Source organism: Mesorhizobium sp. USDA 3734 (assembly GCF_056279665.1).
On record NZ_JBWCCW010000001.1, the window covers coordinates 1,869,687 to 1,883,607 of the forward strand.

Below are 13,921 nucleotides of genomic sequence, written 5' to 3' on the forward strand. Positions count from 1 at the left end.
ATGAGCGAAGAACTGTCCGGAAAAGTTGCCGCCGTCACCGGTGCGGCATCAGGCATCGGCCTCGAATGCGCCAGGCATATGCTGGCGGCCGGCGCCACCGTGGTGTTGGTCGACCGCGCCGAGGCGACGCTGAATACACTGTGCGCGGAACTCGGCCCCAAGGCGATCCCGCTGGTGATCGACCTGATGCAGCCGGCAAGCGTCGCCAGCATGATGCCGCAGATTCTGGAGAAGACCGGCCAGCTCGATATCCTCCATGCCAATGCCGGCGCCTATGTCGGCGGCGAGGTGGCGACCGGCGATCCCGATGCCTGGGACCGGATGCTCAACCTCAACATCAATGCCTGCTTCCGCTCGATCCAGGCGGTGCTGCCGCACATGATCGAACGCAAGACCGGCGACATCATCGTCACCAGTTCGATCGCCGGACTGGTGCCGGTGGTGTGGGAGCCGATCTACACGGCTTCCAAGCACGCCGTGCAGGCTTTCGTCCACACGGTGCGGCGGCAGGTCGCCAAGCACGGCCTGCGCGTCGGCGCCGTGGCGCCCGGCCCGGTGGTGACGGCGCTGGTCAGCGACTGGCCGAAGGCTAAACTCGAGGAAGAACTCGCCGCCGGCGGCCTGATGCAGCCGCGCGAAGTCGCCGAAGCCGTCATGTTCATGCTGACCCGGCCGCGCAACGTGACGATCCGGGATCTGGTGATTTTGCCGCAGAGCAATGATCTTTAGGGGGGTAAGGCAGTAAGGCAGTATGATTGCTCTGCCGTTCAATGCCCGGGCCTAAGCTAAGCCACGATTGCTTGTTCCCCTACTGCCTTACTGCCCTACTCCCTTACTGCCCTAAACCAAAGGTTCCCCATGCCCCACTATCTCGGCATCGACGTCGGCACCGGCAGCGCGCGGGCCGGGGTGTTCGACCATACGGGAAACTTGCTCGCCTCCGCCAAGCAGGACATCGAGGTCTGGCGCGAGGCCGGCGACATTGTCGAGCAGTCGAGCAATGACATCTGGCGGGCGGTGTGTGCCGCCACGCGCGCTGCCGTTGCCCAGGCTGGCATAGCGCCCGAGGCAATCGCCGGCATCGGCTTCGACGCCACCTGTTCACTGGTGGTGCTGGGCGGGGGCGGCGTGCCCCTGGCGGTCAGCAAATCGGGCAATCCCGAACGCAACATCATCGTCTGGATGGATCACCGCGCGGTCGAGCAGACGCGCCGCATCAACCGCAGCGGCGAGGCGGTGCTGAATTATGTCGGCGGCGTCATTTCGCCGGAGATGGAAACGCCGAAACTTCTGTGGCTGGCGGAAAACCTGCCCGCCACTTTCAATGCCGCCTGGCAGTTCCTGGACCTCGCCGACTTCCTCACCTGGCGGGCGACCGGCAGCCTTGCACGCTCGGTCTGCACGGTGACCTGCAAATGGACCTATCTGGCGCATGAGAGCCGCTGGGACGAGGGCTATTTCCGCAAGGTCGGCCTCGGTGCGATGGCCGACGAGGGGTTCGCGCGCATCGGCACCGAGATCGTGCCGGCGGGAGCAGCACTCGGCGGCGGACTGACCGCGCAGGCGGCAGCGGACCTTGGTCTCAGCCCCGGCACCGCCGTGGCGGCGGGTCTGATCGACGCGCATGCCGGCGGCGTCGGCACGGTCGGCGCACGCGGCGAGTTCGGCAGCGTTCTGTCGCGCATGGCCTATGTCTTCGGCACCTCGGCCTGCACCATGTCGTCGACCGCGCAGCCGGCCTTCGTCGACGGCGTCTGGGGTCCGTATTTCTCGGCCATGGTGCCGGGCCTGTGGCTGAACGAAGGCGGCCAATCGGCGGCGGGCGCGGCCATCGACCATCTGGTGCGCATGCACCCGGCGGCCGGCGAAGCGACCGCCAAGGCGCAGGCCGAGGGGCTCAGCCTCAGCGCCTGGCTAGCGCTGCAGGCGCAGAGCCGCAAGGGAGCCGCGGCGACGCCGGCGCTGGTCGGCGATATCCATGTCGTGCCGGAATTCCTCGGCAACCGCGCGCCTTTCGCCGACCCGGACGCGCGCGCGCTGATTGCCGGGCTCGATCTCGACACCAGCCTCGACAGCCTGGTCGGGCTTTATGTCGCCGGGGTCTGCGGGCTGGGCTACGGCGCGCGTCAGATCGTGCGAGCCGAGCACGACAAGGGCATTCCTGTCGACACCATCGTCGTCAGCGGCGGCGCCGGGCAAAGCCCGCTGGTGCGCCAGCTGCTTGCCGACACGACAGGCATGGTGGTGGTGGCGTCGACCTCGCCCGAGCCGGTGCTGCTCGGCTCGGCGATGCTGGGCGCCGTCGCCGCCGGTGCTTACGCGGATCTGGTGACGGCGATGGCGGGCATGTCGGAACTCGGCGAGGTCTATCATCCCGACGCGGCGCTGGCCGGCTGGCACGCCAAGCGCTTCGCGGCGTTCGAGCTGCTGCAGCAGGCCGGCAAGACGATCCGGGGCTGAGACAGCGGTTTCTGTCCGGCTCTGTCAGGAGCGTGGCGAACACCGCTTGGCGATGATGCCGGAAGCTGGCAGCTTTGTTCCGTCGCCACGAGGTAGGCGGCAGGATCAGGAGGCCTGATGGCAGACGACAAACCGCCCGTGCCATTCGCATCGGATGCGGTGCCGTGGACCGAATGGTCCGATGTACCTCGCTTCGGCGTGCGCTATCGGCATCTGTCGCTGGCCGCCCTCGGCGAAAACCACCATGTCGGCGTGGCGATCGAGGAGCTGCCGCCGGGCAAGCAGACCTCGCCGGCGCATTACCATATTCTCGAGGAGGAGCATGTCTTCATCCTCGAAGGGACGCTCACCGCGCAGGTTGGCGACGCCACCTATGTCATGACGGCCGGAGACTACATCTGCTTTCCGGCGGGTGCCGCGGCGGGACATTGCCTCATCAACGCCGGCGACGCGCCGTGCCGTTATGTCATCGTTGGCGAGCGAAATCCCAACGACGTTGTCGTCTACACCGCCTCCAACAAGGTGCTGGTGCGCGCGCTGGGCAGCCGCGCGATCTTCGACCTCGCGGCAACCCGAAGCTACTGGGACGGCGAGAACACCGGCCTTGCCGCCGGCGACCCGCCGCCGTCGGATGTGATGGCCGGTGTTACCAAGGCAGCAGCCACTCCGATCCCGCCGGTTGCCAGCGATGCCGTCGAGTGGAAACAGGAGGGCGAGGGGGCGCGGTTCGGTGGTCAGTCCAAACACCTAACCTATGCCGCCTTGGGACGGTCCGACTATCATGTCGGCATGCTGATCGAGGCTCCGGCCCCCGGCATGCGCCTGGCGCCCAGGCATTATCACATGCTCGAAGAGGAACATGCGCTGATCCTGGAGGGGCAGGTGACGCTGCTGCTTGGCGAGGAGCGCCATGAGCTGAAAGCCGGCGACTATGTCTGCTTTCCCGCCGGCCTGGCGGTCGGGCATTCCTTCCTCAACAGCGGCACCGGGCCGTGCCGCTATCTGATGATCGGCGAGAAAAACCCCAACGAGGTCTGCGTCTATCCCGATTCCAACAAGATGGCGGTCGACGCCTTGCGCCGGCGCGACGGCATTTTCGACATGGCAGGGGTGAGGCGGTATTGGGATGGCGAGCAGATGGAATAGGCTGCTCCAGCCGCATCAATATCGTGCGCTGAAGCTGTCATTGAACGGACTGGATCAGCCATAGGAGAGCGAGAAGGTTGGCGAGCGATGTGCCGGCCGGGCCGAAGGTCTTCATCCGATCGTCGATCGTGGTGCCTATGACAGCATCCCCAGCCTGCACAAGGATCATTATCCAGGCGATGGCTTCAAGCCACTCAGTCGAACCTGTAAAGAATGGTACGGCGCTAGCGACAACCAAAGCCAAACTGCGTGCGCAACCGTACAATGCCACTGTCCGGGCGCTGCCGGTTTCGTTCGTGACGGCGGCCAGGGAGAAACCGAGACTGACAACCGCGCTAAGAGCTGTGACCAACGCGCAAACGATGAAGGGTGCGAACATGAGAGTCCATGGCTTGTGTCAGCTGCATCCTACTCGAATAGCCAGTGTGCGGAGATCAAGATTTTTCACTGCCTGCCGCCCCTCGGTTACCGTGCCGCGCGTCCACATTCAGGATAATGTCAACAGTGCTCACAGCTCCTTCTCCGCCAGCTCCCTGAATTCGTCGGGCACGGAGCGTGCCGCCTCCAGCGCCACCGTGCCGTAGCCGACGGCCTGTTTGCCGAAGCGCTCGCGGATCTTGTCGATGGCGCGGTCGGCGTCGAAGCGTGCCAGGCCTTTCCTGGTGCCGGGGCGGCGCTTCTCATCGGCGAGGCCGAGCGGCAGGTCGAGCTGCAGCTCGAAGCTTTCCTCGAGATGCGACACCGAGATCGCCAGCAGCGAGATCGTCTTCTCCTGGCGGTGGTCGGCAAGCACGCCGCTGACCAGATCGCCGGCGATCTCGGCCAGCATCGTGGTCGCCGAGATCGGCTGGTCAAGAGTGATCGAGCGGGTGACGGCGCTGAGATCGGCAAAGCGTACCCGCACCGTCACCGTGCGGCCGGGCCGCGCCTTGGCGCGCAGCCGGCTGGCGACGCGGTCGGCCAGGTGCAGCAGCGTGGGCACGATGACATCAGCCATGGCGGCCTTCTGGCCGAGCGCCGATTGCGCGCCGGCGGAATGCGCGCGGCGCTTTGTCTCCAGCTTGCGCGGGTCGCGGTTCCAGGACAATGCGGCGAGCTTTTCGCCGGCGGCGGGACCGAGCAGTCGCGTCAGCGCGCCACTGTGGGTCCTGGCCAGCTGGCCGATGGTCTCGACGCCGATTTCGGCCAGCCTCGCTCTGGTCGCCGGGCCAACGCCCCACATCAGGCCTACCGGCAAGTCGTGCAGGAAGGCGATCTCCGTGCCGGGCTCGACGACGACCAGCCCGTCGGGCTTGGCGACCTGCGAGGCGATCTTGGCCAGATGCTTGGTGCGTGCCACGCCGATCGAGATCGGCAGGCCGAGTTCGGCCCGCACGCGGCGGCGGATCGTCGTCGCGATCTCCTGCGGCTGCCCGAACAGATGCATGCAGCCGGCGACGTCAGCAAAGGCCTCGTCGATGGAGATGCGTTCGACCAGCGGGGTGAAATCGTCGAGCACCTTGATCGCCGCGTCGCCCAGCCGCTGGTAGTGGCTGAAATTGCCGCCGACGAAGATCAACTGCGGGCAGAGCTCGCGCGCCTTGCGCCCCGGCATGCCGCCGCGCACGCCAAAGGCGCGCGCCTCATAGGAGGCAGCAAGCACCACGCCACCGCCCACCGCGATCGGCTTGCCGCGCAGCGACGGGTCGAGCAATTGCTCGACCGAGGCATAGAAGGCGTCGAGATCGGCATGCAGGATGGTGGCTGTCGTTTCCATCCCGACCGCACATCCGCAGTTGCTGATAGATATGAACAAATAGAGAACAAAGACAGATCATTGTCAAGTGGAGAGCGATTTGTGCAGCAGAGGGCAGTGCGGGTGCGGCTTGAGTGCCACCGCCTAGACAATATGTTCCGCCCGCAGCGCCGTTTTCATCCGTTCCAACGCCGCCTCGCCACCGACCGCCAGTTCATCGGCGATCCGGGCCAGATGATCGTCGGCCTTGCGGTGCTTGCTGCCCCAGGCGCCGAGCGTCGCCAGCACGGGCAACAGGTCGATGCCGGCTTCGGTCAGCCGGTAAACCGTCTTTAGCCCATGCGTCGGGTCGTCGCTTCTGGTGAGGATGCCTTCGTCCTGAAGGGTCTGCAGCCGCTCGGCCAACGTGCGCGACGAGATGCCTTCGTCGGATTGCAGGAATTCGCGAAAATGCCTTTTCCCGGCGAAGACCAGGTCGCGGATGATGAGCAGCGTCCAGCGGTCGCCGACGAGTTCGAGCGACAGGTTGATCGGGCAGCCGGATCTTTCGCGCGTCGACATCTATGGTTCCATTTTTAAATCACTTTACTATTGATACTGTTTCCATCTGATGTCAACGGTTCCAAAAGTAAACCATTTTCCGCTGGCCAAGGAGAACGATGATGAGAAAGCTGATCCTTCAGATGCAGATGTCGGTCGACGGCTTTGTCGGCGCCAACGAGGACCATCCCTGGCAGCTCTGGGAATGGGGTGACGACAGCGCTTGGGACGCGGAGCTGAAGCGGGACTTCAACGCCGTCTTCGCCGGCATCGACACCATTCTGCTCAGCCGCAAGATGGCGCAGGAGGGTTATCTCACCCATTGGGGCAACGCGGCGGAGAAATTTCCGCGCGATCCGTTCTATGCCTTTGCGCAGCGCGTCGTCGATGCGCACAAGGTGGTGCTGAGCGACAAGCTCAAGGCTTCGCGATGGGAGCGCACTACGGTGTCCAGCGGCGACCTGCCGCGCGAAATCAACGCGCTGAAGGCAGGCGAGGGTGGCGACATGGCGGTGTTCGGCGGCGCCGGTTTCGCCTCGGCGCTGATCGCGGCCGGGCTGGTCGACGCGTTCCAGCTGTTCATCAACCCGGCGGTGCTGGGTGCCGGCCGCCGCATCTTCGACCAGGGCGGTTTCCAAAACCTGGCGCTGCTCGGCTCGAAGGCCTATGCCTGCGGCATGGTGGTCAACCGTTACGCGCCGGTGGGGTGAGGCGCCTCACCATGCTCACTTGGCATCATGAAAAATGATGCCGACGGTGTGGCGCATGCCTGAGCGCAGGCGGCTGACGCCGTGGCGCAGATTGACGCGGTAATTGCCTTTGGTTCCCTGCACCGGCCGGTTGTGAACGGCGAAGACAACGGCATCGCCCTGGCGCAGCGGCACCACCTCGACCCGGCTCTGCATGCGCGGCCGCTGTTCGGTCAGCGCGAACTCGCCGCCGGTGAAGTCCTGGCCCGGTTCGGACAGCAGGATCGCCACCTGCAGGGGAAAGGCGAGGTCGCCATAGAGGTCCTGGTGCAGGCAGTTGAAATCGCCAGGCACATATTGCAGCAACAGGGGGGTTGGCCGCGTCTGGCCGGCGGCATGGCACTGTTCGAGAAATGCGGCATGCGTCGCGGGATAGCGCTTGGCCTGCCCCATGCGCTCGTTCCACCGATTGGCGACCTCGGCCAGCCTGGGATAAAGCGCGCTGCGCAGGCCGCCGAGCAGGTCCGGCAAGGGATAGCGGAAGTAGCGGTACTCGCCCTTGCCGAAGCCGTGCCTGGCCATATGGATGTGGCTGCGGAAATGCTTCTCATCCGGATAGAGGCCGGCGATCTGCCGGCATTCTTCGGGTGAGAGCAGCTTCTCGATTACCGCGCAGCCGAAGCCGTCGAGTCCGACGGCAAGGGCCGGCCAGTCGTAACCGGCAACACGCGTCTGAGCGGCTTCGACCACCGATGCGGCAACCTTGGCATGGGCGTTCATATAGCAGCCTCCTTGTTGATCAGGGCGCGCTTGCGTTCGACGCCCCAGCGATAGCCCGACAGCGTGCCGTCGGCGCGGACAACGCGGTGGCAGGGAATGCCAAGCGCAATCGCGTTGGCCGCACAGGCCGTCGCTACGGCGCGGGCGCCGTTCGGCTGGCCGAGGCGGCGTGCCAGTGCGGTGTAGGTGATGGTGGCGCCGCACGGGATGGTGCGCAGCACGTCCCAAACCTGCTGCTGGAATGGCGTGCCGTGGTGCATGTCGAGCGGCAGGTCGAGACCGGAGCTGGGCGTTTCGATGAAGCGCGCGATTGCCGCGAGATCGTCGCGCAACCCGGCCTCGTCCTCGACCAGCACCTTGCCGGGGAAGCGGTCGCCAAGGTCCTGCTCCAGCGCCTCGGCTTCCGAGCCGATCAGGATGGCGCAGACGCCGATGTGGCTGCGCGCCGCCAGGATGTTGCCGATCGCGGATTCGCCGATGGCGTAGGCGATGGTGTCGAGGGCGGCTGCGTTGGAGGCTGTCGCCGGCATATTTGCGTGCATGAGGTTCATTGCCTTCACTCCTTTGTCTGTGCCTGAACCCTACAGACACGGCTTCTCGCGCTCACTCCGGTGCTTGCTTTCAAATTCGAATCTCCAAGGCAGGTGCTCTACGGCGCTGATGGTGCTCATTCGACGCGTGTGACGAACATCTCTCCGAGCAGAAACACCTCACCGGTCAACAGCCGCAGCTCAATCTCGCCGGTCGCGGTACGGCTCCACACGGCTCTGCCGTCATCGACCATCTGGCCGATGGCGGTCAGCACTCGCGATTTCGCGTCAGGGGCGCGCCGGCCGGCGGCTTGGGTCTGGCTGGTCGCATCGGTGGTGGGAGACCTTGCCATCGCGCGCATTGCCGGTCCTCGTCAGGCCCGCACCGACCGGTTGGCGTTGTCGGACGCCGCCTCGCGGTCGAGCAGCGCGCGCTTGCGCTCCGCGCCCCAGGCGTAGCCGGACAGGGCGCCGTCCTTGCGGATCACGCGATGGCAGGGAATGGCGACGGCAAGGCTGTTGGCGGCGCAGGCGGCGGCGATGGCGCGGGTCGCCTTCGGTGCGCCGATGCGCTGCGCGATCTCGGCATAGGAAACCGTGCGGCCGACGGGGATGTTCTGCAAGGCTTGCCAGACGCGTTGATGGAAGGCGGTGCCGCGCACGTCGAGCGGCAGGTCGAGGCCGAGCGCTGGCGCTTCGACGAAACCGACGACGCGGGCGACCAGCGCCTCATAGTCGCGGTCGCCGCCGATCAACCGTGCCCTGGGGAAACGGTCCTGCAGGTCGCGCACCAGCGCGTCGGGATCGTCGCCGAGCAGGATCGAGGCGACGCCCTTTTGGCTGGAGGCGACCAGTATGGATCCGAGTGAGGATTCGCCGACGGCAAAGCGGATCTCCTCATGGGCGCCGCCGGCGCGATAGCGCGTCGGCGTCATGCCGAGCATGAATGTGGATTTCTCGTAAAAACGCCCGCTCGAATTGAAGCCGGCGTCGTAGATCGCCGTCGTCACGCTGGCGCCGTCTTCCAGGCCCTGGCGGACCTTGGCGGCGCGGTGCGCGGCGGCATAGTCCTTCGGCGTCAGCCCGGTGACGGCCTTGAAGATGCGGTGGAAATAGCCGGCGCTGCGGCCGGCGGCATCAGCCAGTTCACCGAGCGACGGTTCTTCCTCGCTCTGCTCGATCCTGCGGCAGGCAGCGGCGACCATCACCGCGTTGCCGGCCTCGAGCGACGGGCCATCCGGGTTGCAGCGCCGGCACGGGCGAAAGCCGGTTGCCCTGGCCTGATCGAGCGTGCCGTGCAGCTGCACATTCCTGGGGTTGGCGCGTCGCGACGGGCAGGAAGGCCGGCAATAGACGCCGGTCGTCGCCACCGAATACCAGAACTCGCCGTCGGCCGACTTGTCGCGGGCAACGATGCGCGCCCAGCGCGGATCGTCGGCAACCGGCAGCGGCGCGGATTTCAGATTCTTGGCCAGGGTGATGAACATGGCTGCATTGAAGCCGCCAAAAGCCCGCCTCGCCACCCGTTTCCTGACAAGCGTCAGGAAAGTGCAAGCCTGTTCGTCGTCACGCACAAGGAGTATGACAAGATTTATCCGGAGAAGGTGTGATGGAAAACACGCGACCCATTGGACCGAAGCCGATTACCATTGGGCGATCGCCGAAATCACCAGCTATTTTGAGAGCGAGCCGGAGCTTGGCACTCCCGATGGTGACCGCTTCGACGTTCTCGCAACTCTGATCTAGGCTTATGAGGAAAAGCGCTACCCGATCGGTCTTTATGCCGCCTGATCCGGGATCGCCAATCCCACTTCGCTGATATCCTGGCTCGCTCGCGGCAAGACGAAGCGTCCCGTCACGTACCAGAGCAGGGACACGACAACGATCGAGAGATAGCCATCCACGGCATAGTGCCAGCCGGTGTAAACCGAGCCGAACAGGATGAAGGCCGTGAAGGACCAGCCGGCGATTGCCCACCGACGACCGAAGCTGGCCAGGAAGAGTGCGTTGAGCGTGGCGATGGCGACATGCATGCTTGGCATGGCGGAGATGCCGCCGCCCAGTTCCGGGCGGCCACTCTGGTAGGCCACAAGCAGATAGTCGGCATAGACATGGACCGACGCGGCGTAGCGGTTCTGCGCCAGGGCGGTTTGCAGCGCGGCAAACCGGTCACCGCCGTAGAACTGGTCGTGGAATATCGGGCCGGTGGACGACAGCAGGGTCGCAAGAACGGTGCCGCACAGGATCGTGGTCAGCGCGAACGCCCATAGGTAGCGCAAGCGGCTGGCCGGATTGTTCCAGAAGGCGACGAAGAGCACGGTGCCGAACCATTGCACGAGCCAGCCATATCCATAGCCGGCGAAAATGGCGGCCGAGACCGGTTCGGGGACGATGCTGTGCGCCCATGTCCAGGGATCAATGCCATGCAGCCGAAGGTCAAGCTCCGCCAGGGCACGGTCGGCGTAGAACGGCACCGTGTCCGGGATGGCCACCTTCAAGGTGGTGAAGGCGGTGATGCCGAGAAAGAACAGAAGGATAACGGGCGCGGCTGTCAGCCAACGCTGCCCGAGTATGTCGAGGATGAACCTCGTCGGGGTATGTCGGGCAAATGCCAGCCCCGCCACGCCAAGGCCAGCCGCCAGAAGCGCGGGCAGGAAGAAGGCGAACGGCTCGGCATAGGATTGCGCCAGATGCAGGTAGCGATCTGGCTGCAGGCAAAGAGCGGTCACGGCATAGGTCAGACACAAGGCAACCAGCAGCCAGCCGCTCCTGGTTGTCGCGATGTCCAGGTCAAGGATTGCAGCTGGGCGGCGATTGTCGCCGCGCTGACCGGTATGCTCATTCATCGAGGGACATCCCGCCAGCTGCCCAAAAGACTGTTGTGGAGTATCTTGCAGATCAAGTATTACCATCCAGTTACACTGTAGTGCAAGTAGAGTTTTCTAAATTAGATGGTTATAATGCGTAATTTGTTGGCAAGGATTCATTGACGAAGATGTTGCACCGCAGCCCCGGCATCACGTTTGCGCGCTGGTTTCACCCGTTGCAGCCTTCCGTGTCATGAGGCTTCGGTCACGATTGAAACAGGGCCATCGCCTGGGTGGCGACGGCCCCCTTTCAATCATGCGGCTCGATCAGGCGGCCTTGATCAGGCCGAGCTGGGTGAGGGCGGCAACGCCGTCATCGAGGCCGATCTCCTCGACGATCCTGCCGTCGACCACCTTCAGCACGGTGGTGCCGGTGAAGCGCATGGTGCGGCCGGTGGCGGCCGGCAGCGAGCCGGCGAGGAAATCGCCGAAGGCCGGGCCGGTATGCGTGCCGCCGCCCGCCCACTGGCCGACGACATAGTCGCCCTCGGCGATCAGGTCAGCCGTGGCCCAGAAGTTGAGGTCCGGGAAGGCGGCGCGGAAGTCGCTCATGAAGGCCTTGATGTCGTCGCGGCCGCGGCGCGGCTCGTGCAGTGAGTATTTCAGCAGCATGTCGGGTGCCGCGATGTCGTCGACGACGGACAGATCGCAGGTTTCACCCCAGAAGTCGGTGAACCATCTGACGACGACGGCCTTGTTGTCTTCTTGCTTGGTCATTGGGAGGTCCTTGTTGTTGTCGCGCATGCCGTTTTCCCAAACCGCGGGGCACTTTGGGCGGCATGCTTTTGCCGGGGATCACCGGTCTTCGCCGATGACCTGATGCAAGCACTAGGACGATCCGGCAGGCACAAAACTCCGGTTCTTGCCGGCCAATCGAAAGGCGGGAGGGCACCGGCGTGATAACAGACTGGGCGGATTGTTTTTGCCGCGATTCAGGCGCAGTTCGGCGAGCACCACGAATGACTAAACAACGGCCGCGCCGCGCGGATCATCCCGCGTCCCCACGCGGTAACTGTTTCTTCTCTGGTTTTGCTGCAGATTGCCGCGTAGCGGGGGATGAGCGAAACCAACGATGGCTGGTCGAGACAAGAAAAATCGCAATGGAACGTTCTGGGAAAAAGCCCTGGCGCGCGCCCATCTTGGCGTCTGGGATTGGGATCTTGCGACCGGCGAGTGCTTCTATTCCGCGACCTGGGCGCGGATGCTGGGCTATGATGAAAGCGAACTTGCCAACACCAGCGACCTGTGGCTGCAACTGACCCATCCCGACGATCGGGAGCGGGCGCTGGCCAGCGGCGACCGGCACATTGCCGGCCTCACCGACGCCATCGAGACCGAACTCAGGCTGAAGCACAAGCAGGGCCACTGGGTGTGGGTGCTCGATCGCGGCGGCATCGTCGAACGCGACGCGATGGGAAAACCGCTCAGGCTGATGGGCGTGCAGACCGACATCACCAAGCAGAAGGCCGCTGAAGCCGAACTCGAACAGGTCAATGTGCGCTTCCGCCTGGCGCTCGCCGCCAGCGGCACCGGCATCTGGCATTATGACCTCGCCACCAACAAGAGCTATTGGGACGCCCGCACCAGGGACATATTCGGCCTCGTCGCCGATATCGACGAGGTGACCGCCGATCTCTGGCATACTTTCCTTCATCCCGACGACAGGGAAGCCACCGAGCAGGCGCATTTGCCGACCCCCGGCTCGGACGCAGTCACCGCCTCGCAGTACCGCATCATCAAGCGCGACGGCGTCATCCGCCACGTCGAATCGCTGGTGCGCTTCATCGCCGCCGCCGGTGCGGCTGGCCAGGTCCTTGGCACCGTGCGCGACATCACCGAGGACAAGCTGCGTGAGCAGGAGCTCGCCTATGCCGCCCGTCACGACGCGCTCACCGGCCTGTGGAACCGCTCCGCCTTCGACCGGCTGCTCGCCGACCATATCGCGTCAGGTGCGCCGCTGGCGGTGTTCTATGTCGATCTCGACTACTTCAAGGCGCTCAACGACTTTGCCGGCCACGCCGCCGGCGACCTGGCGCTGAAGAGCGTTGCCGCCGGCATTCGCGGCTGCCTGCCGCCGGCCGCGCATGCGGCGCGGCTGGGCGGCGACGAATTCGCGCTGCTGGTGCCGCATTGCGATGCCGCACAGGCCGAGCGCATCGCCACCGCGGTGCTCGGCGCTGTGCGTGAGGCCGATCTCGGACTGGCCGCGTCGACGCGCAAGCTGGCGGCCTCGATAGGTATTGCCTTCATCGACGACGCCAACACCACGGTGGCCGACGCGTTGGCCTGCGCCGACGACGCCTGCTACGCGGCCAAGGCTGCCGGCCGCAACCGTTTCGCGGTGTTCTCCGCGGCGGCGGAAGCAGGATCAGGCGGGCTGAATGCCGCGCGCGTCGCCGCCGACACCGTCGATGCCATGGAAGACGGGCGGCTGAAACTGTTCGGCCAGGAAATCCACCTGCTGGGCCGGCCCTGGCAGGAAAGCCGCCATGTCGAAGTGCTGGCCAGGCTGGTCGCACGCAACGGCCGGCTGGTGCCGCCCGGCGAGTTCATTCCGGTGGCCGAGCGCTTCGGTATAGCGTCGCGGCTCGACCGCTGGATCATCCGCACCGCGCTGTCGCGCCATGGTGCTGCCTTGCGCTCGGGCGCGTTGACGCTAGGCTTCAACCTGTCGGCGCAGACGCTGAGCGATCCGCAGCTATGGGACTTCGTCGACAGCGTCATCGAGGAAACCGGGGCGCCGCATTCGGGCATCGGCTTCGAGATCACCGAAACCGCCGCCGTCACCAATTTCGACGCCGCAGAACAATTCGTGCGCAAGGCGCGCGAGCGGCACTGCCGGGTCAGCCTCGACGATTTCGGTGCCGGCATGAGCTCGTTCGAATATCTCAGGCGTTTCCCCGTCGACACGATCAAGATCGACGGTTCTTTCATCGAGCACATCACGCAAAGCCGCTTCGACCGCGAGATCGTGCTGGCCATCACCAGCATCGCCCGCAGTCTCGGCTGCGACGTGGTCGGCGAGAAGATCGAACGGCAGGACACGCTGGCGATGCTCAGCGACATGGGCGTCGCCTACGGCCAGGGATTTTTGCTGCATCGGCCGGAGCCGCTGGAGCAGATTGTCGAGCGTGCAACCGGGGTGGTGGCGGCCCGCAAGGCATCGTGATCCGG

At 65.1% G+C, this 13,921-nt stretch carries 15 protein-coding genes; 6 read left to right on the top strand and 9 right to left on the bottom strand.

Going from position 1 to position 13,921, the window contains the following annotated elements:
• From ACZ89F_RS08870 to ACZ89F_RS08880, 3 genes are all read left to right on the top strand, one after another.
• Complete coding sequence (locus ACZ89F_RS08870; RefSeq protein WP_476091344.1) at window positions 1-729, top strand: SDR family oxidoreductase; 729 nt, start codon at window positions 1-3, stop codon at window positions 727-729.
• 129 nt (window positions 730-858) lie between these two features.
• A complete protein-coding gene (locus ACZ89F_RS08875) occupies window positions 859-2,460 on the top strand; it encodes an FGGY-family carbohydrate kinase (protein ID WP_476091345.1) in 1,602 nt (533 codons plus the stop codon).
• Between the two features lie 117 nt (window positions 2,461-2,577).
• Window positions 2,578-3,606: a cupin domain-containing protein gene (locus tag ACZ89F_RS08880; RefSeq protein WP_476091346.1), complete on the top strand. Its 1,029-nt coding sequence runs from the start codon at window positions 2,578-2,580 to the stop codon at window positions 3,604-3,606.
• 37 nt (window positions 3,607-3,643) lie between these two features.
• Here the strand turns inward: ACZ89F_RS08880 and ACZ89F_RS08885 are convergent, their stop codons facing one another.
• The 3 genes from ACZ89F_RS08885 to ACZ89F_RS08895 all read right to left on the bottom strand — a co-directional run bounded on the left by ACZ89F_RS08885 (window position 3,644) and on the right by ACZ89F_RS08895 (window position 5,902).
• The gene (locus tag ACZ89F_RS08885; protein ID WP_476091347.1) at window positions 3,644-3,985 is read right to left on the bottom strand and encodes a hypothetical protein; all 342 of its coding nucleotides are present in this window, start codon (window positions 3,983-3,985) and stop codon (window positions 3,644-3,646) included.
• Between the two features lie 129 nt (window positions 3,986-4,114).
• Window positions 4,115-5,362 (bottom strand): DNA polymerase IV, encoded by a 1,248-nt coding sequence (gene dinB, locus ACZ89F_RS08890; RefSeq protein WP_476091348.1) that lies wholly within the window; start codon window positions 5,360-5,362, stop codon window positions 4,115-4,117.
• A gap of 123 nt (window positions 5,363-5,485) precedes the next feature.
• Window positions 5,486-5,902, bottom strand: coding sequence for a winged helix-turn-helix transcriptional regulator (locus tag ACZ89F_RS08895; protein WP_476091349.1), 417 nt, complete (start codon window positions 5,900-5,902; stop codon window positions 5,486-5,488).
• A gap of 101 nt (window positions 5,903-6,003) precedes the next feature.
• Between ACZ89F_RS08895 and ACZ89F_RS08900 the strand changes: the two genes are divergently transcribed.
• Window positions 6,004-6,591 carry a dihydrofolate reductase family protein gene (locus tag ACZ89F_RS08900; RefSeq protein ID WP_476091350.1) on the top strand — a complete coding sequence of 196 codons (588 nt, stop codon included), beginning with the start codon at window positions 6,004-6,006 and terminating at the stop codon, window positions 6,589-6,591.
• 15 nt (window positions 6,592-6,606) lie between these two features.
• On the opposite strand, the gene ACZ89F_RS08905 is transcribed toward ACZ89F_RS08900, so the two are convergent.
• From ACZ89F_RS08905 to ada, 4 genes are all read right to left on the bottom strand, one after another.
• Window positions 6,607-7,350 carry a 2OG-Fe(II) oxygenase gene (locus ACZ89F_RS08905; protein ID WP_476091351.1) on the bottom strand — a complete coding sequence of 248 codons (744 nt, stop codon included), beginning with the start codon at window positions 7,348-7,350 and terminating at the stop codon, window positions 6,607-6,609.
• Window positions 7,347-7,901 (bottom strand): methylated-DNA--[protein]-cysteine S-methyltransferase, encoded by a 555-nt coding sequence (locus ACZ89F_RS08910; protein ID WP_476091352.1) that lies wholly within the window; start codon window positions 7,899-7,901, stop codon window positions 7,347-7,349. Before ACZ89F_RS08910 ends, ACZ89F_RS08905 begins: the two co-directional genes overlap by 4 nt.
• Before the next feature lie 116 nt (window positions 7,902-8,017).
• Window positions 8,018-8,233 carry a hypothetical protein gene (locus tag ACZ89F_RS08915; protein WP_476091353.1) on the bottom strand — a complete coding sequence of 72 codons (216 nt, stop codon included), beginning with the start codon at window positions 8,231-8,233 and terminating at the stop codon, window positions 8,018-8,020.
• Between the two features lie 21 nt (window positions 8,234-8,254).
• A complete protein-coding gene (ada, locus tag ACZ89F_RS08920; RefSeq protein WP_476091354.1) occupies window positions 8,255-9,367 on the bottom strand; it encodes a bifunctional DNA-binding transcriptional regulator/O6-methylguanine-DNA methyltransferase Ada in 1,113 nt (370 codons plus the stop codon).
• On the opposite strand from ada, the gene ACZ89F_RS08925 reads away from it, so the two are divergent.
• Window positions 9,366-9,626, top strand: a complete 261-nt coding sequence (locus tag ACZ89F_RS08925; RefSeq protein WP_476091355.1) for a hypothetical protein — start codon at window positions 9,366-9,368, stop codon at window positions 9,624-9,626. The two genes, ada and ACZ89F_RS08925, sit on opposite strands and share 2 nt — an antisense overlap.
• 32 nt (window positions 9,627-9,658) lie before the next feature.
• Here the strand turns inward: ACZ89F_RS08925 and ACZ89F_RS08930 are convergent, their stop codons facing one another.
• Both ACZ89F_RS08930 and ACZ89F_RS08935 read right to left on the bottom strand, forming a co-directional pair.
• On the bottom strand, window positions 9,659-10,726 hold the full coding sequence (locus ACZ89F_RS08930; RefSeq protein ID WP_476091356.1) for a phosphatase PAP2 family protein: 1,068 nt from the start codon (window positions 10,724-10,726) through the stop codon (window positions 9,659-9,661).
• 288 nt (window positions 10,727-11,014) lie between these two features.
• Window positions 11,015-11,464, bottom strand: coding sequence for an ester cyclase (locus tag ACZ89F_RS08935; RefSeq protein ID WP_476091357.1), 450 nt, complete (start codon window positions 11,462-11,464; stop codon window positions 11,015-11,017).
• Window positions 11,465-11,819: 355 nt separating this feature from the next.
• Between ACZ89F_RS08935 and ACZ89F_RS08940 the strand changes: the two genes are divergently transcribed.
• Window positions 11,820-13,916: an EAL domain-containing protein gene (locus ACZ89F_RS08940; RefSeq protein WP_476091358.1), complete on the top strand. Its 2,097-nt coding sequence runs from the start codon at window positions 11,820-11,822 to the stop codon at window positions 13,914-13,916.
• Window positions 13,917-13,921 lie beyond the last annotated feature (5 nt).

Coding starts and splice junctions, on each gene's coding strand:
- ACZ89F_RS08875 (WP_476091345.1), top strand. CDS start 859: ATGCCCCACTATCTCGGCATCGACGTCGGCACCGGCAGCGCGCGGGCC.
- ACZ89F_RS08935 (WP_476091357.1), bottom strand. CDS start 11,464: ATGACCAAGCAAGAAGACAACAAGGCCGTCGTCGTCAGATGGTTCACC.
- ACZ89F_RS08940 (WP_476091358.1), top strand. CDS start 11,820: ATGGCTGGTCGAGACAAGAAAAATCGCAATGGAACGTTCTGGGAAAAA.
- ACZ89F_RS08880 (WP_476091346.1), top strand. CDS start 2,578: ATGGCAGACGACAAACCGCCCGTGCCATTCGCATCGGATGCGGTGCCG.
- ACZ89F_RS08905 (WP_476091351.1), bottom strand. CDS start 7,350: ATGAACGCCCATGCCAAGGTTGCCGCATCGGTGGTCGAAGCCGCTCAG.
- ACZ89F_RS08885 (WP_476091347.1), bottom strand. CDS start 3,985: ATGTTCGCACCCTTCATCGTTTGCGCGTTGGTCACAGCTCTTAGCGCG.
- ACZ89F_RS08900 (WP_476091350.1), top strand. CDS start 6,004: ATGAGAAAGCTGATCCTTCAGATGCAGATGTCGGTCGACGGCTTTGTC.
- dinB (WP_476091348.1), bottom strand. CDS start 5,362: ATGGAAACGACAGCCACCATCCTGCATGCCGATCTCGACGCCTTCTAT.
- ACZ89F_RS08895 (WP_476091349.1), bottom strand. CDS start 5,902: ATGTCGACGCGCGAAAGATCCGGCTGCCCGATCAACCTGTCGCTCGAA.
- ACZ89F_RS08870 (WP_476091344.1), top strand. CDS start 1: ATGAGCGAAGAACTGTCCGGAAAAGTTGCCGCCGTCACCGGTGCGGCA.
- ACZ89F_RS08910 (WP_476091352.1), bottom strand. CDS start 7,901: ATGAACCTCATGCACGCAAATATGCCGGCGACAGCCTCCAACGCAGCC.
- ACZ89F_RS08925 (WP_476091355.1), top strand. CDS start 9,366: ATGGCTGCATTGAAGCCGCCAAAAGCCCGCCTCGCCACCCGTTTCCTG.
- ACZ89F_RS08930 (WP_476091356.1), bottom strand. CDS start 10,726: ATGAATGAGCATACCGGTCAGCGCGGCGACAATCGCCGCCCAGCTGCA.
- ACZ89F_RS08915 (WP_476091353.1), bottom strand. CDS start 8,233: ATGGCAAGGTCTCCCACCACCGATGCGACCAGCCAGACCCAAGCCGCC.
- ada (WP_476091354.1), bottom strand. CDS start 9,367: ATGTTCATCACCCTGGCCAAGAATCTGAAATCCGCGCCGCTGCCGGTT.